The sequence below is a fragment of the Acidovorax sp. Root275 genome, assembly GCF_001428965.1.
GTDB classification, from domain to species: Bacteria; Pseudomonadota; Gammaproteobacteria; order Burkholderiales; family Burkholderiaceae_C; genus Acidovorax; species Acidovorax radicis.
The window spans coordinates 316255-341680 of record NZ_LMJH01000009.1; the positions used below are offsets into that span (position 1 = coordinate 316255).

The 25426-nt window shown below is 65.7% G+C and carries 24 protein-coding genes; 14 read left to right on the top strand and 10 right to left on the bottom strand.

Going from position 1 to position 25426, the window contains the following annotated elements; genetic code table 11:
* Positions 1-448 (bottom strand): L,D-transpeptidase (locus ASE52_RS16500; protein ID WP_198928116.1); only part of this gene is annotated, 448 nt, incomplete at its 3' end.
* A 394-nt stretch (positions 449-842) separates the two neighbouring features.
* On the opposite strand from ASE52_RS16500, the gene ASE52_RS16505 reads away from it, so the two are divergent.
* Positions 843-1094, top strand: coding sequence for a hypothetical protein (locus tag ASE52_RS16505; RefSeq protein WP_057227638.1), 252 nt, complete (start codon positions 843-845; stop codon positions 1092-1094).
* 33 nt (positions 1095-1127) lie between these two features.
* Here ASE52_RS16505 and ASE52_RS16510 read toward each other — a convergent pair whose 3' ends face one another.
* The 5 genes from ASE52_RS16510 to ASE52_RS16530 all read right to left on the bottom strand — a co-directional run bounded on the left by ASE52_RS16510 (position 1128) and on the right by ASE52_RS16530 (position 7575).
* Entirely contained in the window at positions 1128-2822 is a 1695-nt protein-coding gene (locus tag ASE52_RS16510) for an NAD(P)-binding protein (protein WP_057227641.1), read from the bottom strand.
* 171 nt (positions 2823-2993) lie between these two features.
* Entirely contained in the window at positions 2994-4556 is a 1563-nt protein-coding gene (locus ASE52_RS16515; RefSeq protein WP_057227644.1) for a polyamine aminopropyltransferase, read from the bottom strand.
* Positions 4557-4606: 50 nt separating this feature from the next.
* Entirely contained in the window at positions 4607-4828 is a 222-nt protein-coding gene (locus ASE52_RS16520) for a DUF350 domain-containing protein (protein ID WP_010464743.1), read from the bottom strand.
* A gap of 99 nt (positions 4829-4927) precedes the next feature.
* Positions 4928-6418 carry a DUF4178 domain-containing protein gene (locus ASE52_RS16525; protein WP_057227646.1) on the bottom strand — a complete coding sequence of 497 codons (1491 nt, stop codon included), beginning with the start codon at positions 6416-6418 and terminating at the stop codon, positions 4928-4930.
* 104 nt (positions 6419-6522) lie between these two features.
* Positions 6523-7575, bottom strand: a complete 1053-nt coding sequence (locus ASE52_RS16530; protein ID WP_010464747.1) for an SPFH domain-containing protein — start codon at positions 7573-7575, stop codon at positions 6523-6525.
* A 283-nt stretch (positions 7576-7858) separates the two neighbouring features.
* On the opposite strand from ASE52_RS16530, the gene ASE52_RS16535 reads away from it, so the two are divergent.
* Positions 7859-8128: a DUF2061 domain-containing protein gene (locus tag ASE52_RS16535; RefSeq protein WP_010464751.1), complete on the top strand. Its 270-nt coding sequence runs from the start codon at positions 7859-7861 to the stop codon at positions 8126-8128.
* 204 nt (positions 8129-8332) lie between these two features.
* Here the strand turns inward: ASE52_RS16535 and ASE52_RS16540 are convergent, their stop codons facing one another.
* Both ASE52_RS16540 and ASE52_RS16545 read right to left on the bottom strand, forming a co-directional pair.
* Entirely contained in the window at positions 8333-8638 is a 306-nt protein-coding gene (locus ASE52_RS16540) for a flagellar basal body protein (RefSeq protein ID WP_057227648.1), read from the bottom strand.
* Between the two features lie 74 nt (positions 8639-8712).
* Positions 8713-9675, bottom strand: a complete 963-nt coding sequence (locus tag ASE52_RS16545; protein WP_181147550.1) for a LysR family transcriptional regulator — start codon at positions 9673-9675, stop codon at positions 8713-8715.
* A gap of 130 nt (positions 9676-9805) precedes the next feature.
* Between ASE52_RS16545 and ASE52_RS16550 the strand changes: the two genes are divergently transcribed.
* From ASE52_RS16550 to ASE52_RS16585, 8 genes are all read left to right on the top strand, one after another.
* Positions 9806-11167, top strand: coding sequence for an aspartate aminotransferase family protein (locus ASE52_RS16550; RefSeq protein WP_057227650.1), 1362 nt, complete (start codon positions 9806-9808; stop codon positions 11165-11167).
* A 190-nt stretch (positions 11168-11357) separates the two neighbouring features.
* Positions 11358-12875: a CoA-acylating methylmalonate-semialdehyde dehydrogenase gene (locus ASE52_RS16555; RefSeq protein ID WP_057227652.1), complete on the top strand. Its 1518-nt coding sequence runs from the start codon at positions 11358-11360 to the stop codon at positions 12873-12875.
* A 321-nt stretch (positions 12876-13196) separates the two neighbouring features.
* On the top strand, positions 13197-14789 hold the full coding sequence (locus tag ASE52_RS16560) for an ABC transporter substrate-binding protein (RefSeq protein WP_225584927.1): 1593 nt from the start codon (positions 13197-13199) through the stop codon (positions 14787-14789).
* A gap of 35 nt (positions 14790-14824) precedes the next feature.
* The gene (locus ASE52_RS16565) at positions 14825-15778 is read left to right on the top strand and encodes an ABC transporter permease (RefSeq protein ID WP_057227657.1); all 954 of its coding nucleotides are present in this window, start codon (positions 14825-14827) and stop codon (positions 15776-15778) included.
* Positions 15779-15802: 24 nt separating this feature from the next.
* Positions 15803-16711, top strand: coding sequence for an ABC transporter permease (locus tag ASE52_RS16570; RefSeq protein WP_057227660.1), 909 nt, complete (start codon positions 15803-15805; stop codon positions 16709-16711).
* Positions 16712-16732: 21 nt separating this feature from the next.
* Positions 16733-17773, top strand: coding sequence for an ABC transporter ATP-binding protein (locus tag ASE52_RS16575; protein WP_057227662.1), 1041 nt, complete (start codon positions 16733-16735; stop codon positions 17771-17773).
* A gap of 55 nt (positions 17774-17828) precedes the next feature.
* Positions 17829-18836: an ABC transporter ATP-binding protein gene (locus tag ASE52_RS16580; RefSeq protein WP_057228506.1), complete on the top strand. Its 1008-nt coding sequence runs from the start codon at positions 17829-17831 to the stop codon at positions 18834-18836.
* A complete protein-coding gene (locus ASE52_RS16585; protein ID WP_057227664.1) occupies positions 18833-20017 on the top strand; it encodes an amidase in 1185 nt (394 codons plus the stop codon). The genes ASE52_RS16580 and ASE52_RS16585 overlap by 4 nt, the downstream gene beginning before the upstream one ends.
* A gap of 20 nt (positions 20018-20037) precedes the next feature.
* Here ASE52_RS16585 and ASE52_RS16590 read toward each other — a convergent pair whose 3' ends face one another.
* Complete coding sequence (locus ASE52_RS16590; RefSeq protein ID WP_057227666.1) at positions 20038-20556, bottom strand: ureidoglycolate lyase; 519 nt, start codon at positions 20554-20556, stop codon at positions 20038-20040.
* Positions 20557-20784: 228 nt separating this feature from the next.
* Between ASE52_RS16590 and ASE52_RS16595 the strand changes: the two genes are divergently transcribed.
* The 4 genes from ASE52_RS16595 to ASE52_RS26055 all read left to right on the top strand — a co-directional run bounded on the left by ASE52_RS16595 (position 20785) and on the right by ASE52_RS26055 (position 24446).
* Positions 20785-23130, top strand: coding sequence for an NADP-dependent malic enzyme (locus ASE52_RS16595; RefSeq protein WP_010464773.1), 2346 nt, complete (start codon positions 20785-20787; stop codon positions 23128-23130).
* Positions 23131-23284: 154 nt separating this feature from the next.
* Complete coding sequence (locus ASE52_RS25230; RefSeq protein ID WP_010464775.1) at positions 23285-23692, top strand: ribonuclease; 408 nt, start codon at positions 23285-23287, stop codon at positions 23690-23692.
* 140 nt (positions 23693-23832) lie between these two features.
* Complete coding sequence (locus ASE52_RS16600; RefSeq protein WP_010464776.1) at positions 23833-24258, top strand: barstar family protein; 426 nt, start codon at positions 23833-23835, stop codon at positions 24256-24258.
* The gene (locus ASE52_RS26055; RefSeq protein WP_140426755.1) at positions 24237-24446 is read left to right on the top strand and encodes a hypothetical protein; all 210 of its coding nucleotides are present in this window, start codon (positions 24237-24239) and stop codon (positions 24444-24446) included. Before ASE52_RS16600 ends, ASE52_RS26055 begins: the two co-directional genes overlap by 22 nt.
* A 193-nt stretch (positions 24447-24639) precedes the next feature.
* On the opposite strand, the gene rsmA is transcribed toward ASE52_RS26055, so the two are convergent.
* Entirely contained in the window at positions 24640-25419 is a 780-nt protein-coding gene (rsmA, locus tag ASE52_RS16605; RefSeq protein WP_010464778.1) for a 16S rRNA (adenine(1518)-N(6)/adenine(1519)-N(6))-dimethyltransferase RsmA, read from the bottom strand.
* Positions 25420-25426 lie beyond the last annotated feature (7 nt).

Here is a 25426-nt window from a genome sequence, read left to right on the forward strand (position 1 = left end):
TCGTCTGCTTGCATGGGCACGAGCCCATGCGGCGCATCCGAAGCTTCCACTCATCCCGATTGCACTCCAATGCGATCCCCGAAAAGACCTTGAACAGGTTCTCACGGCGCAGCGTGTCCACCGCACCGCCCCGGTTGACGCCGGGCGTGCAGCCGGTGAGCCACAGGATGCGGCTCAGGATCCAGTCGCGCCCCGGGTGCTGGGCGGCCAGCGCGGGTGAATAGATTTCGCCCGTGGCGCGGCGCCCCACAAACACCGTGCCGGGCGCGCAGCCCGCGCCCACCTTGGCCCGCACGCGGTGTGCGCCGCGCGGGGTGCAGCCGCTGCCGCTGCGTTCACCCACGCCGTTCAGGGCGGTCGATACCGGGTAGCTGCGCTCGATGGCGCCGTCTACCACCACGTCCAGCTGCTGCCGCGCCACGTGGATGTGCAGTTCGGTGCCCGCCATCGTGTTCGTTCAACCCGCCGCCATCCGCCGGGCCCCATGGCCACGCGTGAAGGCCTCTGCCAACACCGAATCGCCGGCCCCATCGCGGTGCACAAACGGGCTTGTTGCAGGTGTCAGTATCCAGAGCATTTGCTCACCATTTGATAGCTACTTGCGCTTTACTGTCAAGCGCTACAGGCCAATTTTTCATGAAAATTACTGCCTACCCGACACCAGAATGGACATGGCATGCCCACAGGACGTGATGTCCACTGCCACCGGGGTACCGCGTTCGATGCCGATACCCAGGCGGTCCCCCACCGGCTTGTTTTCATGGACCTTTTGCCGCGCCGGGGAATCACACCGGTCCCGCTGCCCACACGCACCCCGCCACCCCACCGCCGAACCCACCCGCATGGACACCCTTTCCGCATTGCAATCCCTCGGACTGGAACTGCCCAGCCCGGCCTACATCGCGGGCGCCGTCGTGTTCGGCCTTATCGGCATGGCCGCGTACTGGCACGGCAAAAAAACGCCGCAGCGGCGCACGCGCTGGTGGGGCGTGGCGCTCATGTTCTACCCCTACGCCATCTCGCTCACGTGGATGCTGTATGCCGTGGGCGTGGCGTTGTGCCTGGGCCTGTGGTGGGAGGTGCGGCGCACGTAGAGGTGCGCTTTGCCCGCCGCCCCCCTCACCCACTCACCCCGCCGCCACCAGCCCGGCCCCATGCCCGCGCGTGAAGGCCTCTTCCAGCACCGAGTAGCCGGACCAGTCGCTGTGCGCAAACGACAGCCGCGCCGTGGCGGGGGTGGGAATCCAGGGCGCTTGCTCCCCATTTGATAGCTGTTTGCGCTTACCAGATAAGCGCTGGAGGCCAATTTGGCTTAAAAACCCGAGCATTCCCGGCGTAGGGATGGCCATGGCGTGGCCGTAGCGGGTGATGTCCACGCGCGTGGCGCGCTGGCGCAGGTCGGGGTGGGGCACGGCCAGGGTGGCCAGCACAGCCTCGGCCCACGGTTGCCAGGGCTGGGTGGCCAGTTGCTGGCGGCCGTCGGGCACGTCGCCCAGCGCCTGGTAGTAGGTGAGCACCGTGGGCCCGGCCAGAGCGGCGCGGGTGTCCAGCCGCTGGTGCCCGGCGTTCACATACCCCAGGCCGCCGGCGGTGGGGTCGGCGTAGAGCACGTTGTCCCACGCGGGCGCGGCGCCGGGGCGGTCGGTGAGGGGGCTGTCGATGTGGATATTGGCCACCAGCCAGGGGGCCGACTGCAGGCGCTGCGCCGCGCCGGTCAGGAAGGCGGGCGGGCTTTGCACCACACGCGCCGCCACGAACACCGGCAGCGCCACGATGCAGCGCGGCGCCTGCCACCGCTCCACGCTGTCGGTGGCGTGGTTGAAGGCATCCACCTCCACGCCGTGGCGGGTTTCGGTAATGCGCAGCACGCTGGTGGCGGTGCGCAGCTGGCCTCCGGCGCGCAGGGGCTCGGCCAGGCGCTGGGTGATCCAGCCATTGCCTTCGGGCCAGGTCAGCACGCTTTCACGGGCCTCGTCCGCCGCCTCGCCGGGGGCGTGAAAACCGTGGCGGCTGGCAAAGTAGTGGATGCCCGCCCAGGCCGAAACCCGCGCCGCGCCCGCGCCGTAGTCGTCGCGGCAGCAGTAGTTCAGGTACCAGAGCAGGTGCTCGTCGTCAAAGCCCTCTTGCGCCAGCCAGGCGGCAAACGTCAGTGCATCCAGCGCCTGGTGGGGCTTGGCCAGCGGCTTGCCCGGGCCCAGCGACCGCAGCACGGGCATGGTGAAACGCGCGGCTTTGGCTGCGTCGTCCACCGCCTGCGCAAAGCGGCGGTACTGGGCCAGCGTGGTGTCCGGCACCCCGTGCGCGGGCAGTAGGCCTTCCTGCCACTCGCCCTCAAAGAAAAGCCGCTCCTGCGGGCTGTGGCACAGGTGGCGTTCGTCATAGCGCCAACGGCCCGCCACGCGCTGGCGCAAGCCCAGCTCTTCCAGCAGATCCTGCACTTCGCGCGCATCGTCGCCGGGCACCGGCAGGTAGTGCGCGCCAAGCGGGCAGGCAATGCCCTGCACGGCCCCGCCCCGGCTGTTGCCGCCCGCACTGTCTTCCAGCTCCAGCAGCGCGAAGTCCTCCACCCCGGCCAGCCGCAGCGACCGCGCCGCCGCCAGCCCCGCCACACCGCCGCCCGCGATGATGACCTGCGCGCGCCGCACCACGGCCGGTGCGGGCCAGGTGCCGGCCTTGAGCCGATCGCGCAGCTGGTGGCCCCGCGCCATGTCGATGCCGGTGAAGCCGCCTTCCAAGACGCGAGGGGCCTTGTCGCAACCCGGCAGGAGCACCGCGGCGGCAGTCGAGGCGGCGGCGGTGGCTAGGAAATGGCGACGTTGCATGGCGTCAGTGTCTCCGGGTGTACGCAACGCCTGCGCCGCTTGCGACCGGCGCGGCCCAGACCAGCGGCCCCCGCGCAAGGGCCGCCCCGCCGCGCTGGGGGCGTCCCCCTGCCCGCTGCGCGCAGCGCTGCGAGAGCGGGGGGAAGACGCGAAGCGGCTCAGGGGGGCTTCTCAATGTTTTCCCCACTCGCGCTCGTACGTGTGCACCAGCGCCTGGTTCGACAGCCGATTCACTTCGGCAGGCACCCGCGCCATGTCGCGCGGAAAATCGAACAGCAGGGGCAGCGAGTCGGTGCCCAGAAAACGCAGGCCGTCGGGCAAGGCCTCGGGCAGGCGCCAGGGCCTGCGGCTCGCGATGATGAAGCCCCATTCGCCAAAGCTGGGCACGTGCGCGTGGTAAGGCGCAGTGTGCAAGCCCACGGACTCGATGGTCTGCACCACCGTCCAGTAACTTTTGCGCGCCACCAGCGGGGACGTGGTCTGCACCACCGCGTAGCCACTGGCCGCCAGGCGTTTGTCCAGCAGCGCATAAAAGCTGTTGGTGTAGAGCTTGCCGATCGAGAAGTTGGTGGGGTCGGGAAAGTCCACCACGATGACGTCAAAAGTGTCCGCCCCCTCCTGCAGCCAGCCAAAGGCATCTGTGTTGACGATCTTCACCTTGGGGTTCTGCAAGGCGTTGCCGTTCAGGCGTGCGAGCGTGGGGTTCTCGCTGAAGATTTTTGTCATGGCCGGGTCCAGTTCGACCAGCGTCACGGACTCGACCGAGGGGTACTTGAGGATCTCGCGCACGGCCATGCCGTCGCCACCGCCCAGCACCGCCACTCGTTTGGGCGCACCGTGTGCCGACATGGCGGGGTGCACCAGGGCTTCGTGGTAGCGGTACTCGTCGGCCTGCGCAAACTGCAGGTTGCCGTTGAGGTACAGCCGGTGCCCCACGCGCCCCTGCGTGACCACGATACGCTGGTAAGGCGACGCGGTGCTGAAGACGATGCGGTCCTGGTAGAACTTGTCTTCGGCCACGCTGGTGATGTGCTCAGCCCCCGCCAGAGCGGCCAGCAGGATGCCCAGCACCATCACGCAGGCCACCAGGTGCGCCTTCAGGCGCCGCAGCTCGTGCCTAAACAGCCACACCGCCCACAGCGCCACGGCCGCGTTCATCACCCCGAACAGCAGCCCCGTGCGGATGAGCCCCAGGTGCGGCACCAGCAGCAGCGGGAACGCCAGCGACACCGCCAGCGCGCCCAGGTAGTCGAACGTGAGCACCTGGGAGACCAGGTCCTTGAGGGCCACATTGCGCTTGAGGATGCGCATCACCAAGGGGATCTCCAGCCCCACCAGCGTGCCCACCATCAGCACCATGCCGTACAGCAGAAAGCGAAACGCGCCCGGCGCGTACGCGTTGGCCAGGAACAGCGTGGCAGGCAAGGCGCCGCCAATCAGCGCCACCAGCAATTCGATGCGCAAAAAGTGCGCTGGCAGCTGCCGCTCGAAGTACCGCGACAGCCACGAGCCCACGCCCATGGCGAACAGGTAGGTGCCGATGATGGTGCTGAACTGCAGCACCGAATCGCCCAGCACATAGGACGCGAGCGCACCCGCAGCCAGCTCGTACAGCAGCCCGCAGGCGGCCACGACGAACACGCTGATGAGCAGGGCGATTTCGATGGGGCGGGGGCCGGAGTGGGCGCCCGGGGCCTCGGACGGCGAGGCAGGAGAAGTCAGGTCGGATTGCAAGGCAGGTACCGGCGCGCCGCAGGGGCGCGCGCCGCTTCAGGCAAGGTGCGTCAGTGAATGGCTGCCGCCACGATGATGCTGATGCCCAGGCACATCGCCGCCACCACCAGCCCCAGGGCCTGGTTCTGCTTTTCGACGATTTCGCGCCACAGGTCGTAGGGGGTGATCTTGTCCACGATGACAAAACACAGCCAGAAAATGACCACGCCGATGATGGCGTAGAGGATGGACCCGAGGAACGCTGCGGGCTTGAGCCATTCGATGCCGATCATGATGGGATCTCCTTGAAACGGGTGTTTGTGGGTGGGTTGTCGGTCGGGCCAGGGGGCGTGGATCGGTCTGAAAGCGGGCGGCGGGGTCCGTCCAGTCGCTTACTTGTGGCTTCCGCCGGACGAGTATCCACCGAACGATCCGCCTGAACTGCGGTAGCCGCTGCCCGACGATCCTGAACAATTGCTCAGGATGATCAGCAGGATGATGATGATGATCGCAATCAGGATGATGGTGCCGCAGCCCAGGCCCGACTTGGCCGCGAAGGGGCCGGGGTCGTCGCGCTGCAGCGCGTCCGCCTTGTCTTCGAGCTTGAAGGCCTTGGCCACCGTATCGCTGGCGAGCTTGTCCCCGGCCGACCAGGTGATCTCGTTCGGGCTTTGCTCCATCGAGAGCAGGCCTTTGGCACTGGCAAAGTCGCGGTTGGTGGTCTTCTGGCCGCGCGTGACCTGCCAGTAAAACTCGCCCAGCACGTAGGTGGTTTCGGCCTCGTAGGTGTACTTGAGCTCGTACTTGGTGCCCATGTAGGTGGCCGAGCGCCCGGTGGCCGCCATCTGCGGCGCGCCCGTGGTGGGGCGCACCATGCTCCAGCCCTCTTCCGAATCCACCAGGAAGGCAAAGCCGCGCTTCTGGTTGTAGAGCAGGTATTCGCTCCAGCCGAAGTGCTCGTCGTCGCCGGGCTCCACACCCATGCGGTGCTGAAAGCCCACCACCTGCCAATGCACGCCCTGCAGCTGGCCCTTGCTGCCCAGCGGGATGAGCGGCTGCACCGGCTCGTCCTGCTCGGCCGAGCGCAGCTCACCGCCCACGCCGCTATCGAGGCTGATGATGCTGGCGCACGAGCCGCAGGTGATGCTCTTGGTGCCCGCCAGCTGCACCTGCACCGGCGCGCCGCAGTGCGGGCAGTTGAACTGGCGGCCTTTTTCGTCCTTGGCGGATTCGTCCTTGAGGCCCTGGAGCTGCAGATCTTCCAGCAGCACAGACTTGCCGCGCTCGACGTTGGGCGGCGTGTGGCCGTAGTCGATGCTGACCACTTCACCGTCGGCGCTGCGCAGCTCGACCATGCCGAAGGGCTCGCCCAGGGGCGGCAGCTTGGGCAGCTCGCCCTGGGCCGAGATCAGCGATGCCTGGCCCGTGTAGGCCACGCTGTACGGCTTGCCATTGATGGCCGTGGTGCTGCCGATGCGAAAACGCGCGGCCTCGGGCATCTCGCGGCCGGGGTCGATCGTGCGCGTGAAGACGTAGGCGCCGTTGTCCTCGCCCAGGGTGGCCAGGGTGCCGTCGTTGAGGAAGGCGGCCCATTCGGTCCAGACACCCGCATCGCCCTTGTATTGCAGGCGGCCCACCAGGGTGAAGGGCACGTCCTTGCCATCGAGCTGGATGCGCCCACTGGCCATGAGCTGCAGCGGGCTGTGGTCGTCGAACAGCTCGGCCATCTTGCCCAGGCGCGTGAGCACATCGCCGCTGCGCACGACGGTGCTCTGGCAGTAGCCGCAGACGGCGTGCGTGGACTGCGCGCTGCGGAATTCAACCGGCGCACCGCAGCCCGGGCAGGGCGCGCGGTAATAACGCTGTGTGGGGTCGGTGGCCATCGTGGGGCTGCTGCCTGCGCCGCGCTACACGGCTTTGAGGCCTTTTTGGCCCCTAGCGCTTATCCCTCCAGCGCAAACAGCTATTTTTATGATAGCAACCGGATTCAGACCAGCTTCTTGAGCAGCTCGGCCTTCTTGGCGTCGAACTCTTCCTGGGTCAGGATGCCCTTGGATTTGAGGTCGCCCAGCTTCTCCAGCGTGGCCATCACGTCCTCGGGCTTGACGCCCAGAGGTGCGGCAGCTGCCTGTGCCGCTGCGGCCGCCGCAGGGGCCACCGGGGTCTGCAGGCCCTGCTGCAGGTTCTGCGCCAGCACCTGGCCCAGTGCCACACCTGCGCCCAAGCCCATCGCATCGCCCGCAATGCCGCCACCGCCGCCGCTGGCTTCGGCGAACTTGGGGATGGCCTGCGCCGTCTGGTACTGCATGAACTTGCCCATGTCGTTGCCGACCATGCCCATGCCGATTTTCTGGTCGAGGATCTTTTGCAGCTCTTCGGGCAGCGAGACGTTCTGCACCGTGAGAGATTCGATCAGGATACCCAGCTTGGCAAAGATGGGCGCCAGTTCCTTGGTCAGCGCATCGGCAAACATGACCTGGTTGGCCGCCAGGTCGAGGAACGGCAGGCCGCTGCCCGCAATGGCGTTGCTGATGTTCTGCAGCACCAGGCCACGCAGCTGGCCTTCGAGGTCGGCCACGGGATACATCTCCCGCGTGCCCGAGATCTCGGTGTGGAACAGCTTGGGGTCGGCGATGCGGAACGCGTAGTTGCCGAACGCGCGCAGGCGCACGGCGCCAAAGTCCTTGTCGCGGATCGTGATGGGCTGGGGCGTGCCCCACTTCTGGTCGATCTGCTGGCGCGTGCTGAAGAAGTAGACGTCACTCTTGAAGGGGGACTCGAAGAGCTTGTCCCAGTTCTTGAGGTAGGTCAGCACCGGCAACGTCTGCGTGGTGAGCTTGTAGGTGCCGGGCGTGAACACGTCGGCCACCTGGCCTTCGTTCACGAAGATGGCCATCTGCGACTCGCGCACCACCAGCGTGCCACCGTTCTGGATTTCCATGTCGCGCATGGGGAAGCGCCAGGCCAGGGTGCCGTCCCCCTCTTCGGTCCATTGAATGATGTCAATGAACTGTTTCTTGATGAAGTCCATGAGGGCCATGTGTGCTCCCAAAGCAAAAGAGGGGGTTGAAAAGAGCGGCCATCATAGCAACGGGGGCATGGCGCGCACCGGCTTTTTTTAACCCCATGGTGTGAACTAGTTCACGCGCAGAACCAGTCTGCTTGGAGTAGGGGCCACCCCATGCAGATGAGCCACCGCTTGATAGTGGCTATCTCCAGCTTAGCGATGATCAATTGGTCAGCGCTATTGCGAATAACTACCATTTCAACATTCCTGCCACCACCGCAGGCCCTGTTGAAAAAAGAGAGAGAAGGAGCTCGCCATGTCCCACATCCGCCGTGCCGCCCGCCAGAACCAAACCATGCTGATGAAAACGGGCAGCTACTACCTGATCCATATCTGTGTGGCCGCCTTGGTGGCCTATGCCGTCACGGGCAACCTGTGGGCGTCGCTCACGCTGAGCCTTCTGGAGCCGACCGTGCAGGCCGTGGCCTTCTTTTTCCACGAAAAGGCGTGGGACCGCGCGGCACGGCGCACCGCCAGCCATGGTGCCCCGGCGCAATCGCCCAGCCCCGCCTTGCAATCCGCCTGAACGCCACCCCAAGGAGCCCGCCATGTACAGCATTCCCTTGCGCAGCCGCACCGCCACCGGGTTGGCCTTTCAGCGCTGGCTCGTTCACCGGCTGGCGGGGCTGGCCTCTGCCAGCTGAGGCCAACCGAGGCCGCTTCAGCGCTGGCGCTGAAAACAACAATGCCCCGGCTGGCGGGGCATTGTGGGGAGCGCGTGAGAAACGACTCAGGCCTTCACATCCAGCAGCGAACCCATCATTTCATCTTGTGTCTTGATGGTCTGCAGGTTGGCCTTGAACGCGTAAGTGGCCGACATCTGCTCCACCGCCTCTTTTTCCAGCGCCACCCCTTCAGCCTCTTGCTGGCGCTGCACCGTGGCGCGCACGCCAGCGCTGTCAGCCGCTTCTTCCTGCGCCACCACCTGGCGGCGGTAATTGGGGGTGTTCATGTTGGCCACGTTGTTGGCCGAGGCATCCAGCCGCAACTGCGCGGCCTGCAGGCCAGAACTGCCAATTGAAGAAATGCTTGCCATCGTGTGCCCCGCTAAAAAAGCGCCAAAGAGTTGGCATTGTCTGCCTGCGCCGCGCCTGGGGCAACCCAGGTCCATCAACCATGCGCCTGGATCAGGCATTGCGCAAACGCCTGGGCCGCGCGCGGCGGGTGGGGCGACTTGCGCAACACGCTCACGAACTGGCAGCGGTAGTGGAACTGCGCGGGCGACACCGCCTGCATGAGCCCCTGGCGCTCGAAGCCTTCGGCGTAGTGGTCGGGCAAAAAACCCAGGTAGCGGCCGGACAGGACCAGCGTGGCGATCGACTCCTGGTCAAACCCCGTGGCTTTGCGCGGCAGGCGCGTGCTGTGGCTCAGTTCCATGTTGGGCGAGTGGTAGCCCAGGCCCGCGAACTGGTAGGCGCGCAGGGATTCCCAGGTGAGCGCGGCATGGTCGGTGCCGTACAGCGGGTGGCGTGCACCGCAGTACAGCAGCATGGTTTCGGCGAACAGGTCGGCATAGACCAGGCTTTGCGACGTGCGGTGCGCCGGGATGATGCCCACATGGAAGCTGCCGTCGATCAGCCCGCGCTCGATGGCCGGGATCGACGCCACATGCATCTGCAGGCTGACTTCGGGCGCCTGGCTGGCAAACAGCGCAATCGCGTCGCCAATGTGCGCGGCTGGGTTGCTGGCCGTCTTGTCGAACACGGCCACCTCCAGCCGCCCGCCCATGCGCCGGTGGATGTCGTCAATGCTGCTGCGAAAGGCATCCACGGCCGACAGCAGGCGCAGAGTTTCGTCGTACACCCGTTGCCCTTCGGCCGTGAGCGCAAAACCCGCCCGCCCGCGCCGGCACAGCGTGAGGCCCAGGCGGGTTTCCAGGTCCTTCATGTGTCGGCTGACGGTGCTGGTGCCGATGTTCAGCTCCAGCTCGGCCGCCGACATGCCGCCGCACTCGACCACGCTCTTGAACACCTGCAGCAGGCGCAGGTCCATGTCGCTGAGCTGGCCCAGCACGGCGCGGTGTTTGGTGGGCGATGGGGTTGCAGGGAGGGGGGCAGGTGCTTTTACTTGCATAAATCATCAAGTAAACATTGATATTGGATTATTTGAGAGATTAACAGGCGGCGCAACAATGCCCTACGTCAAGCCCCAGGCCGCTGGGGCCGCCCGCCTTTTGTCGCCGCCTTTGCACTGGAGAACCCCCATGAGCTTCGTCAACATCGAAAAACCCGCCGCTGGCGCCGAAGGCCCCCGCATGGACGCCGAATGGCTGGACGCGCACTGGATGCCCTACACGGCCAACCGCCAGTTCAAGGCCAACCCGCGCATGATCGTGGAGGGCAGCGGCGCGTACTACACCGACTCAGACGGCCGCAAGATTTTTGACGGGCTCTCGGGCCTGTGGTGTGCGGGCCTGGGCCACGGCCGCCGCGAGATAGCCGAAGCCATCGGCAAGCAGGCGATGAAGCTGGACTACGCACCGGCCTTCCAGTTTGGCCACCCGCTGGGTTTTGAGCTGGCCAACCGCGTCAAGGAACTCACGCCCGCCGGGCTCGACTATGTGTTCTTCACCGGTTCGGGCTCCGAGTCGGCCGACACGTCCCTCAAGATGGCCCGCGCCTACTGGCGCGCCAAGGGCCAGGGCACCAAGACGCGCCTAATTGGCCGCGAAAAGGGCTACCACGGCGTGAATTTTGGCGGCATCTCGGTGGGCGGCATCGTGGCCAACCGCAAGCTGTTCGGCCAGGGCGTCGAGGCCGACCACCTGCCCCACACCCAGCCAGCTGCGGGCTCGTTCCACAAGGGCATGCCGCCCACGGGCAAAGAGTTGGCCGACAAGCTGCTGGACGTGATCGCGCTGCACGATGCTTCCAATATCGCCGCCGTGATCGTCGAACCCTTCTCGGGCTCGGCCGGCGTGGTGATCCCCCCCGTGGGCTACCTGCAGCGCCTGCGCGAGATCTGCACACAGAACAACATCCTGCTGATTTTTGACGAAGTGATCAGCGGCTTTGGCCGCAGCGGCGCCTGGACCGGTGCCGAGGCCTTTGGCGTTACGCCCGACATCCTGAACTTTGCCAAGCAGGTCACCAACGGCGCGCAGCCGCTGGGCGGTGTGGTGGCGACCAAGGAAATCTACGACACCTTCATGGCCGCAGGCGGACCGGAGTACATGCTGGAGTTCCCGCACGGCTACACCTACTCGGCCCACCCGGTGGCCTGCGCAGCGGGCATCGCGGCACTCGACATCCTGCAAAACGAAGACATGATCGGCCGCGTGAAAGCGCTGGCGCCGTATTTTGAAGAAGCGGTGCACAGCCTCAAGGGCGCCAAACATGTGCTGGACATCCGCAACTTCGGCCTGGCAGCAGGCCTGACGATTGCGCCGCTGCCCGGCGAACCCGCCAAGCGCCCCTACGAGATCGCGATGAACTGCTGGAAGAAGGGTTTTTACGTGCGCTACGGCGGCGACACCATCCAGCTGGCGCCACCATTCATCAGCGAGCGCGCCGAGATTGACCGGTTGGTCAACGCGCTGGGCGACGCCCTGGCTGAAACGGCGTGATGACACACCCCCTGAGGCGCTACACGCCTTCCCCCAAGGGGACGCCGCCAGCGCGGCGGGGCGGCCCTTGCGCGGCGGCCGCTGGCCTGGCGCGCGCCCGTTTCATCCGCCTGCGGGAACACTCCTGATTCAATAGCTGCTAGCGCCTTCTGTATAAGCGCTAGCGGCACTTTTTATTCATATTTTCGCCATGAACCACGACAAGAACGTCACCACCACCGTCGGCCACCTCATCGACGGCAAGATCGTTGCGGACACCGAGCGCACGCAGCCGGTGTTCAACCCCGCCACCGGCCAATCGACCACCAGCGTGGCGCTGGCGAGCAAGGCCACCGTCGAGGCTGCCATTGCCTCGGCCGAGGCCGCCTTCCCGGCCTGGCGCAACACGCCACCGCTCAAGCGCGCACGGGTGATGAGCAAGCTGAAAGTCCTGCTCGAAGACAACGCCGACAAGATCGCCGCCCTGATCACGGCCGAACACGGCAAGGTGCTGGCCGATGCGCACGGCGAGCTGCAGCGCGGCATCGAGAACGTGGAATACGCGAGCTACGCGCCCGAGCTGCTCAAGGGCGAGCACAGCCGCAATGTGGGCCCGAACATCGACTCGTGGAGCGAGTTCCAGGCGCTGGGCGTCACCGCTGGCATCACCCCCTTCAACTTCCCGGCCATGGTGCCGCTGTGGATGTGGCCCGTGGCCGTCGCTTGCGGTAACACCTTTGTGCTCAAGCCCTCCGAGCGTGATCCTTCTTCCACGTTGTTCATCGCCCAGCTGGCCCTGGAAGCCGGCCTGCCGCCGGGTGTGCTCAATGTCGTCAACGGGGACAAGACGGCCGTGGACACGCTGCTGCAGGACCCGCGCGTCAAGGCCGTGAGCTTTGTCGGCTCCACCCCGATTGCCGAGTACATCTACGCCGAAGGCTGCAAGCACGGCAAGCGCGTGCAGGCCCTGGGCGGCGCCAAGAACCACGCGGTGCTGATGCCCGACGCGGACGTGGGCAACGCCGTGAGCGCCCTGATGGGCGCGGCCTACGGCTCGTGCGGCGAGCGCTGCATGGCCATCCCGCTGCTGGTGGCCGTGGGCGACGCGGTGGGTGACGCCGTCATTGCGGGCCTCAAGACCGAGATTGCCAAGATGAAGGTCGGCCCGGGCACCGACAACAGCAACGACATGGGCCCGCTGGTCACGAAGCAGCACTTCGAGAAGGTGAAGGGCTATGTGGACCAGGGCGTGGCCGAAGGCGCCACGCTGGTGGTGGATGGCCGGGGCGTGCAGGTGGCAGGCCATGCGGAAGGCTACTTCCTGGGCGCCTGCCTGTTCGACAACGTCAAGCCCGGCATGAAGATCTACCAGGAAGAGATCTTCGGCCCCGTGCTCGGCGTGGTGCGCGTGAAGACGCTGCAGGAAGCCATGCAGCTCATCAACGACCACGAATACGGCAACGGCACCTGCATCTTCACGCGCGACGGCGAGGCCGCCCGCTACTTCACCGACCACATCCAGGTCGGCATGGTGGGCGTGAACGTTCCCCTGCCGGTGCCCGTGGCCTACCACTCGTTCGGCGGCTGGAAGCGCAGCCTGTTCGGCGACCTGCACGCCTACGGACCCGACGCCGTGCGCTTCTATACCAAGCGCAAGACCATCACGCAGCGCTGGCCGTCGGCCGGTGTGCGCGAGGGCGCGGTGTTCAGTTTTCCGAGCAGCCGCTGATCCATCAGGGGCGCGACAGGCGCCACCCCCAAAGCTCCAACGGCCCCTCGCGGGCCGTTTTCTTTGGGCTGTCTTGTGGGTGGCGCACGCGCAGGGCGCACCACGGTGGGGAAACCCCGCCGCCGCACCTCGCTCATGGTGCACGGGGAAGTTTAGTGAACGCTGAAATGATGGCATGTCACTTGCTTTGAGAGGTTGACCTCAACCCCTCTCTGGAAGGTGATCCCCATGAGCCATGCCCTGCCGCCGTCGCACACCCGTACCCCTCCACGCCAGCGCCCCGCGCAACTGGCGCTGGCCCTGGCGATGGCTTTCTCGTTGATGGGTGGCTCTGCCGCGCTGGCGCAAGAGAAGGTGCTGCGCATCGCGATGACGGCGGCAGACATCCCCCGCACGCTGGGCCAGCCCGACCAGGGCTTTGAAGGCAACCGCTTCACGGGCATTCCGATCTATGACTCGCTCACGCAGTGGGACCTGTCCAAGGCCGATGCAGCCAGTGTGCTGATCCCTGCGCTGGCCACGTCGTGGACGGTGGATGACAAGGACAAGACGAAGTGGGTGTTCAAGTTGCGCCCTGGCGTGAAGTTCCATGACGGCGCCGCGCTCAACGCCGATGTGGTGGTGTGGAACGTGGCCAAAGTGCTGGACAAGGACGCCGTGCATTTCGACCCCAGCCAGGTGGGCGTGACGGCCTCGCGCATGCCCACGCTGCGCTCGGCCCGCAAGATCGACGACATGACGGTGGAGCTGACCACCAGCGAGCCCGACGCGTTCCTGCCCATCAACCTGACCAACCTGTTCATGGCGTCGCCCGCGCACTGGCAAAAGAAATTTGACGCGGCGGCAGGGGCCACGCCCGCCGACAAGTCCAAGGCGGCATGGACCGCCTTTGCGGCCGATCCCGCAGGCTCGGGCCCCTTCAAGGTCACACGTTTTGTGGCACGCGAACGCCTGGAGCTGGCCGCCAACAAGGCGTATTGGGACGCCAAGCGCACCCCCAAGATCGACAAGGTGGTGATGCTGCCCATGCCCGAGGCCAATGCCCGCACGGCCGCGTTGCTGGGCGGCCAGGTGGACTGGATCGAGGCACCCGCACCCGATGCCATGCCGCAGATCACGCAGCGCGGGTTCAAGATCTATTCCAACGCCCAGCCCCATGTGTGGCCGTGGCAGCTGTCGTTTGCCGAGGGCTCGCCCTGGCTGGACAAGCGCGTGCGCCAGGCCGCCAACCTGTGCATTGACCGTGGCGGCATGAAGCAGCTGCTGGGCGGCATGATGGCCGAGCCCAAGGGCACGGTGCCCCCAGGCCACCCGTGGTGGGGCAACCCCAAGTTCGACATCAAGTACGACGTGAAGGCCGCGCAGGCGCTGATGGCGCAGGCGGGCTACTCGGCGGCCAAGCCCATCAAGGTCAAGGTGCAGATCTCGGCCTCGGGCTCGGGCCAGATGCAGCCGCTGCCGATGAACGAGTTTGCGCAGCAATCGCTCAAAGCCTGTTTCTTTGACGTGCAGTTTGATGTGATCGAGTGGAACACCCTGTTCACCAACTGGCGCAAGGGTGCCAAGGACGCATCGGCCAACGGCGCCAACGCGGTGAACATCAGCTTTGCCGCCATGGACCCGTTTTTTGCGATGGTGCGTTTTGTGAGCACCAAGGCTTTCCCGCCGGTGTCCAACAACTGGGGCTACTACGGCAATGCCGAGGTGGACAAGCTGGTGGCCGATGCCCGCACCAGTTTTGACGAAAAGGCCCGCGACGCGGCCCTGGCCAAGCTGCATGCCCACATCGTGGAAGACGCGCCGTTTGTCTGGATTGCCCACGACGTGGGCCCACGCGCCATGTCGGCCAAGGTCAAGAACGTGGTGCAGCCGCGCAGCTGGTTCATCGACATCGCCACGATGACGATGGACTGAGTCCACGCCGCCGACCTCTGCACACCGCATTTTCCATGCTTGCCTACCTGCTGCGCCGCTTCCTCTATGCCCTGCCCATCATGCTGGGTGTGGCACTGGTGTGTTTCCTGCTGGTGCACCTGGCACCCGGCGACCCACTGGTGTCCATCCTGCCGCCCGACGCCTCGGCAGAGCTGCAGGCGCAGCTGCGCGAGCTGTATGGCTTCAACCGGTCGCTGCCTGAGCAGTTTGTGATGTGGGTGTGGCGCGCACTGCACGGCGACCTGGGGGTGTCGATCGCCAGCAACCGGGCCGTGGCGGGTGAGGTGATGACGGCCGTGGGCAACACGCTGCGGCTGGCCGTGGTGGCCACCTTCATCGGCTTTGTGCTGGGCAGCCTGTTTGGCTTTGTTGCGGGGTACTTTCGCAACTCGTGGGTGGACCGGCTGGCGTCCATGCTGTCGGTGCTGGGCGTGAGCGTGCCGCACTACTGGCTGGGCATGGTGATGGTGATCGTGTTCAGCTCGCAGTGGGCGCTGCTGCCCGCCACCGGCGCGGGGCCAGGCGGCTCCAGCGACTGGGCGTGGGACTGGGAACACCTGCAGTTCCTGGTGCTGCCTGCCGTCACCATGTCGGTGATCCCGATGGGCATCATCGCGCGCACGGTGCGCGCGCTGGTGGCCGACATCCTGGACCAGGAGTTCATCCTGGGCCTGCGCGCCAAGGGGCTTACGCACCGGGGAGTGTTCCGGCACATGGTGAAGAACGCAGCCCCTACGGCCCTGGCCGTGATGGGCCTGCAGCTGGGTTATCTGCTGGGTGGCTCGATCCTGATCGAAACGGTGTTTTCCTGGCCCGGCACGGGCTTCCTGCTGAACTCTGCGATCTTCCAGCGCGACCTGCCGCTGCTGCAGGGAACCATCCTGGTGCTGGCCCTGTTTTTTGTGATCCTCAATCTGCTCGTGGACGTGCTGCAGACGCTGCTGGACCCACGCATCGCCCGCGCCTGAAGCGGCAGAACAAGACCACCCACCATGGCCTCCACGACTGCACCCTCCTCTTCGGCGTCTGCCATTGCAGACAGCCCTGCGCCCGCGCTGCGCTCGCGCGGCTACTGGACAGCCGCGCTGGTGCGGTTCACCCGCGACCCGGTGGCCATGGGGGCGGCGCTGGTGGTGTTGCTGCTCATCGGTCTGGCGGTGCTGGGCCCGTGGATTGCGCCGGCAGACCCGTATGCAGCGTCCATGCTCAAGCGGCTCAAGCCCATCGGCACCGAAGGGCTGCCACTGGGCAGCGATGAGCTCGGTCGCGACATGCTGTCGCGGCTCATCGTGGGCGCGCGCCTGTCGCTGTTCATTGGCATCACGCCGGTGGTGTGCGCTTTTGTGCTGGGCTCGGTGATCGGCATCGTGGCGGGCTACGCCGGGGGCATCACCAATACGGCCATCATGCGCACCATCGACGTGTTCTACGCCTTTCCGTCGGTGCTGCTGGCGATTGCGCTGTCGGGCGTGCTGGGCGCGGGCGTCGTCAACTCGCTGATTTCGCTCACCATCGTGTTCATTCCGCAGATTGCGCGGGTGGCGGAAAGCGTGACCACCCAGGTGCGCAACCGCGACTACGTGGAGGCCGCGCGCGCTTCTGGCGCGAACCCGTTCACCATCGTGCGCGTGCACGTGCTGGGCAATGTGCTGGGGCCCATCTTTGTCTACGCCACCAGCCTGATCGCGGTGTCGATGATCCTGGCTTCGGGCCTGTCGTTCCTCGGCCTGGGGGTCAAGCCGCCCGAGCCCGAGTGGGGGCTGATGCTCAACACGCTGCGCACGGCCATCTACGTGCAGCCGTGGGTGGCGGCGCTGCCGGGACTGATGATTTTCGCCACTTCGATCTCGTTCAACATCCTCTCCGACGGCCTGCGCTCGGCCATGGACAACAAGGGCTGAGAGGCCGAAAGTCTTCTGACCATGCACACGATCACCGATGTCGGCGGACCCGCGCAGCCTCTGCTCACCATCAGGGGGCTGGTCAAGCACTTCCCGCTCAAGAAGGATGCGCTGGGGCGCGGCGGGGGCGTGGTGCATGCGGTGGATGGCGTGAACTTCGAAGTCCTCAAGGGGGAAACGCTGGGGGTGGTCGGGGAATCGGGCTGCGGCAAGTCGACGACGGCGCGCTTGCTGATGCAGCTCATCGCACCCACGGCCGGGGAGATCGTGTTTGACGGCCGCACCGTGGGCAGCCGCGATCTGCCCCTCAAGGAGTTCCGGCGCCAGGTGCAGATGGTGTTCCAGGACAGCTATGCGTCCCTGAACCCGCGCCTGACCATCGAAGATTCCATCGCCTTCGGACCACAGGTGCACGGCGTGCCGCAGCGCGAGGCCATCGCCCGTGCGCGCAGTCTGCTGGACCGTGTGGGCCTGGCCCCGGCGCGGTTTGCCGAGCGCTATCCGCACGAGCTGTCGGGCGGGCAACGCCAGCGGGTCAACATTGCGCGTGCACTGGCATTGCAACCCCGCATGGTGATCCTGGACGAGGCGGTGTCTGCGCTCGACAAATCGGTGGAAGCGCAGGTGCTGAACCTGCTGACCGACCTCAAGGCGGAATTCGGCCTGACCTATGTGTTCATCAGCCACGACCTGAACGTGGTGCACTACATGAGCGACCGGGTGATGGTGATGTACCTGGGCCAGGTGGCAGAGATCGGGCCGTCCGATGCCCTGTTCAAAAAGCCCGCGCACCCCTACACCGGCGCCCTGCTGTCGTCCATGCCGTCCATGGACCCCGACCACCGCACGTTGGAGGCGCCGCTGGCGGGCGACCCGCCCAACCCCATCAACCCGCCGTCGGGCTGCCGGTTTCATCCGCGCTGCAGCATGGCTGCGGCGGTGTGCGCGCAGCGGGTGCCCGTGCGCACCACCACCGGCCCGCACCATGTCGCAGCCTGCTTGGTGCATGAACCCGGCAGCGGCCACCCCCAAGCGCCCCAGCCGATGGCCCAGGCGGCCTGAAAGCAACACCATGACCCTGGACACCCTTCCTCCTTCGTCGGGGGCCACCGAACCCATGGTGGAGCTTCATGACCTCAGCGTCACCTTTACCGGTGGCCGCAGGCCGGTACAAGCCGTCAGCGGTGTGAGCCTGCAGGTGCAGCGTGGCGAGGTGGTTGCGCTGATTGGAGAATCCGGGTCTGGCAAAAGCGTGACGCTGCGCACCTTGCTGCGCCTGCACCCCGAGCGGCGCACCCGCATTGCAGGCAAGGTACGGGTGGCCGGCCAGAACCTGCTGACCTTGTCGGGCCGCGACTTGGCGGACTACCGGGGCAAGGTGGCGGCGATGATTTTTCAGGAGCCTTTGCTGGCGCTGGACCCGGTGTACACGGTGGGGGCACAGATCGTGGAGTCGATCCGCCGCCACGAGAAGGTGACCGCCGCACAGGCCCAGGAACGTGCGCTGGCCTTATTCAAGCGCGTGCGCATACCCAGCCCGGAGCGGCGGCTGCAGGCCTATCCGCACGAAATGTCGGGCGGCATGCGCCAGCGCGCCATGATTGCCCTGGCGCTGGCCTGCCGCCCGCAACTGCTGCTGGCCGACGAACCCACCACCGCGCTCGATGCGACCGTGCAGATCCAGATCCTGCTGCTGCTGCGCGAACTGCAGCGTGACCTGGGCCTGTCGGTGATCTTTGTCACGCACGACATTGGCGCCGCCGTCGAAGTGGCCGACCGCATTGCCGTGATGTACGCAGGGCGCATTGTGGAAGAGGGCACCGCGCGGGACCTCATTCGCCACCCGCGGCACCCGTACACCATTGCGCTGCTCAAAAGCCGGGCGCATGGCGCCATGGCACGCGGCACGCCGCTGGAGACCATTGCCGGTGCCCCCCCAGACCTGTCAAACCTGCCCCCCGGCTGCGCCTTTGCCGAGCGCTGTACGCTGGCAACGCCAGCATGCCGCACACAACAACCTCCGGCCGTCCAGATAGCGCCCGGCCACCGTGCGCTGTGCCTGCGCACTGAGGCCGCAGCAGCCATCGCCCCCGAGCTTCTTCCCGTTGTTGACACCACTCCATGACTGCGCACGACCCAGCCCACGCCTTTGTTCCCTATCCCCCCGTACCGGTAGTGAACGCCAGCACGGGCCCCCTGAGCGGGCTGTGTTTTGCAGCGAAGGACCTGTTTGATGTGGCGGGCTACCCCACCGGAGGCGGCAACCCCGTGGTGCTGGCACTGTCGGGCACCAAGACGCGTACCGCACCCACCGTGCAGAAGCTGCTCGACGCGGGGGCTCGGTTTGTGGGCAAGACCGTGACCGATGAGCTGGCGTTTTCGATGAACGGGAACAACGCGCACTTTGGCGCGCCCCTCAATGGGGCTGCGCCTGACCGGATCACGGGGGGTTCATCGTCAGGCTCCGCAGCGGCCGTGTCGTCCGGGCTGTGCGACTTTGCGCTGGGCACCGATACCGGCGGGTCGGTACGGGCGCCTGCCAACCATTGCGGCCTGTACGGGCTGCGCCCCACGCATGGGCGCGTGAGCCTGGAAGGGGCGATGGACCTGGCACCGAGCCTGGACACCTGCGGCTGGTTTGCGCGCGATGTGCAGACCTTTGCCCGGGTCGCCGACGTATTGCTGGGCGACGATGCGGCCCCGCTGCCACCCCGGGTGCGCCTGCTGCTCCCCACGGATGTGTGGGCGCTGCTCGACCCCACGGTGGTGGGCGCTCTGCAGGGTGCCACGCAGCAGGTGACGGACTTGCTTGGCCCCTCGCAGCCCGCCAACGCGGTGCTGGAGTCCTTCGACACGATGTACTGGAACTTTCGGTACGTGCAGGGGCGAGAAGCCTGGATGACCGACCGGCCACTGATCGAGCGCTACGCGCCCCCCCTGGGGCCGGGTGTGGCCGAGCGTTTTGCCTGGTCCCGCGACGTGACTGATGGGCAGGTGGCCAGCGCACGCGCCTTTCGGGATCGCTATCGCGCCCATCTTGCGGCGCTGCTGGGCCGGGATGGCGTCCTGCTTCTGCCCACGATGCCCGACATCGCACCGCTGCGCACGGCCCCCGAAAGCAGCCTGGAGGACTACCGCAACCGGGCCATCCAGATGTTGTGTATCGCCGGGCTGTCCGGGTTTCCACAACTGTCCATGCCGCTGGCGCGGCGCGACGGTGCGCCCTTGGGGCTGTCGCTTCTGGGCCCAGCAGGCAGCGACCGCTCATTGACTGCGCTGGCCGAGCGCATTGCGACGAAGGAGTGAGCGGGCTCCCCCGCAGCGCGCTATCGCCGCTCCAGCCGCAAGGGCAGGTCCAGCCGGTGGAGTTCGCAGTCCACCACAGCGGCTGCGCGCTCGATCACCAGAAAATCGCCCGCATCGACTGCCAGCAAGGCGTGGTGCCAGGTGCCCGGGGCCAGCACAACGCCCTGCCGGCCGTCGGTGACAAATGCCCGGATCTCTCCGCCACTGGGCATTTCGCCTGCCGGGGCCACCACCAGCACAAAGCGCACCACGCCCCAGGGCACAAAGGTCTGGCTGCCCCACCGATGGCATTCCATCTCGTGCACTTGCAGCGGAAATTGGCGTGCCTGCGCGCGAAAAAGCGCCAGTTGCGCCCGACCACCCTCTGCCCCCAATTGCAGGTCGTCTACCAGATCAAATCGTTCTGAGCTGCCCGCATTGATGGGGCGGCCCGGGCCCGCAGGCGCCTGCAGCACCGCCCCAAAAGGGAGAAACGCCGCGGGGGTCAGGGGGACCGGCACCAGTGTTGCAAAGTCGGCAGGGCACGCAGGAGCATTCATGCCTTCCACCCCAGCAAGAACTGAACCCGACCATCGGCGATGTAGGGATCGCCAGGGATCATTGGCTGCATGGGGATCACAATTGACCCACCCATATAAGCAGATTCGCTTACTAGGGTTTTTACCGTCTCCGCCCTACAATCGCAGACCCTTACAAAGCTGACAACCGCTGCGGAGCCCCTGCGGCATGTTTTTTTGCACCCATCCTGACTGAGTTGGAGACACTGAATGCCCGAGAACACCACGGCCCAGAACAACAACAACGATTCCGACAAGCGCGCCCAATTGCGCCGTGCCGCCCTCGAGTACCACGAGTTTCCCAAGCCCGGCAAGATCGCGATTGCCGCCACCAAGCAGATGGTGAACCAGCATGACCTGGCGCTGGCCTACTCGCCTGGCGTGGCAGCACCTTGCGAAGAAATCGTGAAGGACCCGGCCAATGCCTTCCGCTACACCTCGCGGGGCAACCTGGTCGCCGTCATCACCAACGGCACCGCCGTGCTGGGTCTGGGTGACATTGGCGCCCTCGCCTCCAAGCCCGTGATGGAGGGCAAAGCCGTACTGTTCAAGAAGTTTGCCGGCGTGGACGTGTTCGACATCGAGATCGACGAGAAGGACCCACAAAAGCTGGTGGAAGTGATTGCCGCGCTGGAGCCGACGTTCGGCGCCATCAACCTCGAAGACATCAAGGCACCCGACTGCTTCTATGTGGAGCGCGAGCTGCGCAAGCGCATGAAGATCCCGGTTTTCCACGACGACCAGCATGGCACGGCCATCACGGTGGCCGCAGCGATCGTGAACGCGCTGAAGGTGGCGGGCAAGAAGATCGAAGACGTGAAGCTCGTGACCAGCGGCGCAGGCGCAGCAGCGCTGGCTTGCCTGAACCTGCTGCTCAAGGTGGGCGTGCAGCGCAAGAATGTGTTCGTCACCGACCTGGCCGGTGTGGTCTATGAAGGCCGCGAAGAGCTGATGGACGACGACAAGCGCCAGTTCATGCAGAAGACCGATGCCCGCAAGCTGGCCGAGGTGATGGTGGGCGCGGATGTGTTCCTGGGCCTGTCGGCAGGCAATGTACTCAAGCCCGAAATGGTCGCCTCGATGGCCGAGCGCCCGGTGATCTTCGCGCTGGCCAACCCCAACCCCGAGATCCTGCCCGAACTGGCCCACAGCGTGCGCAGCGACATCATCATGGCCACGGGCCGCTCGGACTACCCGAACCAGGTCAACAACGTCCTGTGCTTCCCCTACATCTTCCGCGGCGCACTGGACTGCGGCGCCACCACCATCACCGATGAGATGGAGATTGCCGCTGTTCACGCCATCGCCGAATTGGCCCAGGCCGAGCAGAGCGAAGTAGTGGCCGCAGCCTACGTGGGCGAAAAGCTGTCGTTCGGCCCCGAATACCTGATCCCCAAGCCGTTCGACCCGCGCCTGATGATGAAGATCGCGCCGGCCGTGGCCCAGGCCGCTGCCGACAGCGGTGTGGCGCAACGCCCCATCGCCGATATGGACGCCTACCGTGATCGGCTGCAGACCTTTGTCTACGCCTCGGGCACGACGATGAAGCCCATCTTCGACGCCGCGCGCACCGCCGCCAAGAAGCGCGTGGCCTACGCCGAGGGTGAAGAAGAACGCGTGCTGCGCGCCGCGCAGATCGTGGTGGACGAGAAGGTCGCCCGCCCCACGCTGATTGGCCGCCCGGCCATCATCGCCCAGCGCATCGAGCAATTCGGCCTGCGCCTGAAGGAAGGCGTGGACTACGACGTGGTCAACACCGATTTTGACCACCGCTACCGCGACTTCTGGCAAACCTACCACCGCATGACCGAGCGCAAAGGCATCACCCAGCAGGTCGCCAAGATCGAGATGCGCCGGCGCCTGACCCTCATCGGCTGCATGATGCTGCACAAGGGCGAGGTGGACGGCCTGATCTGCGGTACCTGGGGCACCACCGCCAATCACCTGCTCTACATCGACCAGGTGATCGGCAAACACGCAGGCGGCGCCGACAGCACGGCGCAGGATGTACCGGTGTATGCCTGCATGAACGGCCTGATGTTGCCGGGGCGCCAGGTGTTCCTGGTGGACACGCACGTCAACTACGACCCCACTCCGACCGAACTGGCCGAAATCACCGCCCTCGCTGCCGAAGAAATGATGCGCTTCGGCATCAAGCCCAAGGCCGCGCTGCTGTCGCACTCCAATTTCGGCACCAGCAACCACCCCAGCGCCGTGAAGATGCGCCAAACGCTGGAACTGCTGCGCCAACAGGCCCCCTGGCTGGAGGTCGACGGCGAAATGCACGGTGATGTGGCGCTGGATGGCAAGGCCCGAGCAGCCCTCATGCCCAGCAGCGAGCTGACGGGTGACGCCAACCTGCTGGTGTTCCCCAACATCGACGCGGCCAACATCGCCTACAACCTGCTCAAGACCGCCGCAGGCGGCGGCATCGCCATCGGCCCGGTGCTGCTGGGCGCTGCCAAGCCGGTTCACATCCTGACGCCCAGCGCCACCGTGCGCCGCATCGTGAACATGACAGCCTTGACTGTGGCCGATGCCAACGTGTCAAGATAAGCCAAAAATTGATAGCAAGCGCTAACTTAAAGCGCTTGCTTCTCCCTTCAGCGTCTGCCCAATCTTTGTGCAGACGCTTGCTTTTTGGGGGCCGTTGAGCGACACTAGCGGCTCGAAATTTCGGGTTAACCCGTAGTTTCTGAAAGGTTCGTTGATGCTGAAGGCTGTAGCCACCCGGGCGCGCAAAGCAGGGTTTTTGTGTGTTTTGGGTGTTGCGTTCGTGTTGTCCCCGGTTGCGGGGCATGCCCGGAACTCCCCGTCCACCGACGGCTCCATATCCCCTATCGCATTGGCCGAGTTGCCGCCCCAAGGGCGGGCGACGTATGCGCTGATCCGTGAAGGAGGGCCCTTTCCGTATGACAAGGACGGAACGGTTTTTGGTAATCGCGAGCGGCTGTTGCCCGCCCACCAGCGGGGTTACTACCGTGAGTACACCGTCAGAACACCAGGATCGCGTAACCGGGGAGCCCGGCGCATCGTGTGTGGCGGCAAGCCCCGGGTTCCGGACGCCTGCTACTACACCAGCGATCACTACGCCAGTTTTCGCGAGATCGTTGAGTGACCCCCGTTGCGCTGCACGCAGGCCAGAGATACGCTGGCGGCGGTCAGTGCGCCCCCTTGAATCCCCCACCCGCAGGCTGCATCCCGCAGCCTTGCGAAATGCCAGAAGTTTGTGGACTTTAAAAAGAAAGAGTAGCGGAGATGCAGACGCCACTTCGTAAGGACCTGGAAACGCCACTGCGTGGCGTGCGCACCAACATCGTGCAGTCCATTCGCGCTTTCCGCGTGCAGGACTTGCAGGATGCAGCCACTTCCATGGGTCACCATTTCTTGTACGCCAACCTGGCCCACGCGCAGTCCAAGCAGGATGTGCTGGACCTGATTGCCGGGCAATTCACCTTCCCGTCGCACTTCGGCAAGAATTTTGATGCGTTGTACGACTGCATGACCGACCCCTTGCACAAATCGGGCCCACAGCCCGGCTTTATCGTGGTGCTGGAGCAGATCCCCGCCACGGGCAAGTTCGACAAGGAAGCGCGTGAACAGCTGCTCGATATCTTCCGCGACGCCGCCGACTACTGGGGCGACCGCAAGATACCGTTCCGGTGTTTCTATTCTTTTCTGTAGCCCGTTCTGCATCCACCAGCCAAGCAGAACGGGCGAACGAGGCTACCGGCACCCCAGGTGTCGAGGGCATTGAGATCGGCACGGACTCCGGCGAAAAAATGCCGACCGACAAGCTGGTCGATGTCTCACCCATGGCGCTGCGCATGAGCAGCCCCTTCAACGCGGGCTACTGGCTCAGCGCCGCCTGAATTCGGCAAATCCCCCTGAGCGGCTGCGCCGTTTCCCCCCTTCTCTCGCTTCGCCGGGAAGGGGGACACCACCAGCGCAGCGGGGCGCGGTGGCCTCGCGCGGCGGTTGCTGGTCGGGGCCGCGTCAGTTGCTGCGCGTTTTTAGTCAAATCAGGCGCTAGCGCTTATCTATAAAGCGCTAGCAGCTATTATTTTAAGAGCACTCCTGCGCCAGAGCCACAAACTCGCTCACCGGCACCTCCTCGGCACGGCGCTGGGTGTCGAAGTGGCCGGCAAACTGGCGTGACTCCAACCAGCGGCCCAGCGTGTGGCGCAGCAGCTTACGGCGCTGGCTGAAGGCGACCTGCACGAGTTCTTCCAGCAAGGGCACAGACAAAGGCGCTGGCTCCGCGCGCGGCACCATGCGCACCACGGCGCTGTCCACGCGCGGGGGCGGGTCAAAGCTCTCGGGCGGTACGAACAACACGTTTTCCATCGCGTAGCGCCATTGCAGCATGACTGACAGGCGCCCGTAGTCACTGGTGGCAGGCTTGGCCACCATGCGGTCGATCACTTCTTTTTGCAGCATGAAGTGCTGGTCTTCGATGACCTGCACATGGTCCAGCAAATGGAACAGGATGGGCGTGGAGATGTTGTAGGGCAGGTTGCCCACCACGCGCAGCCGCAGGTCAGGCTGTTCGGCTTTTTCGCGCATCGCGAGCGCCAGCGCAGTGAAATCCACCTTGAGCACGTCGGACTCGATCACCTCCAGCTGGCCGTGCAGCCGCAGGCGCAAGGCCAGGTCCCGGTCCAGCTCGATGACCGTGAGGCGCCCCAGGCGCTCCACCAGGGGCTGCGTCAGCGCTGCAAGGCCCGGCCCGATCTCGACCATGGGCTGGCCCGGCTGGGGCGCAATGGCCTGCACGATGTCTTCGATGATGCCCTTGTCGGACAGAAAATGCTGCCCGAAGCGCTTGCGGGGGATGTGTTTCAACGCGTGC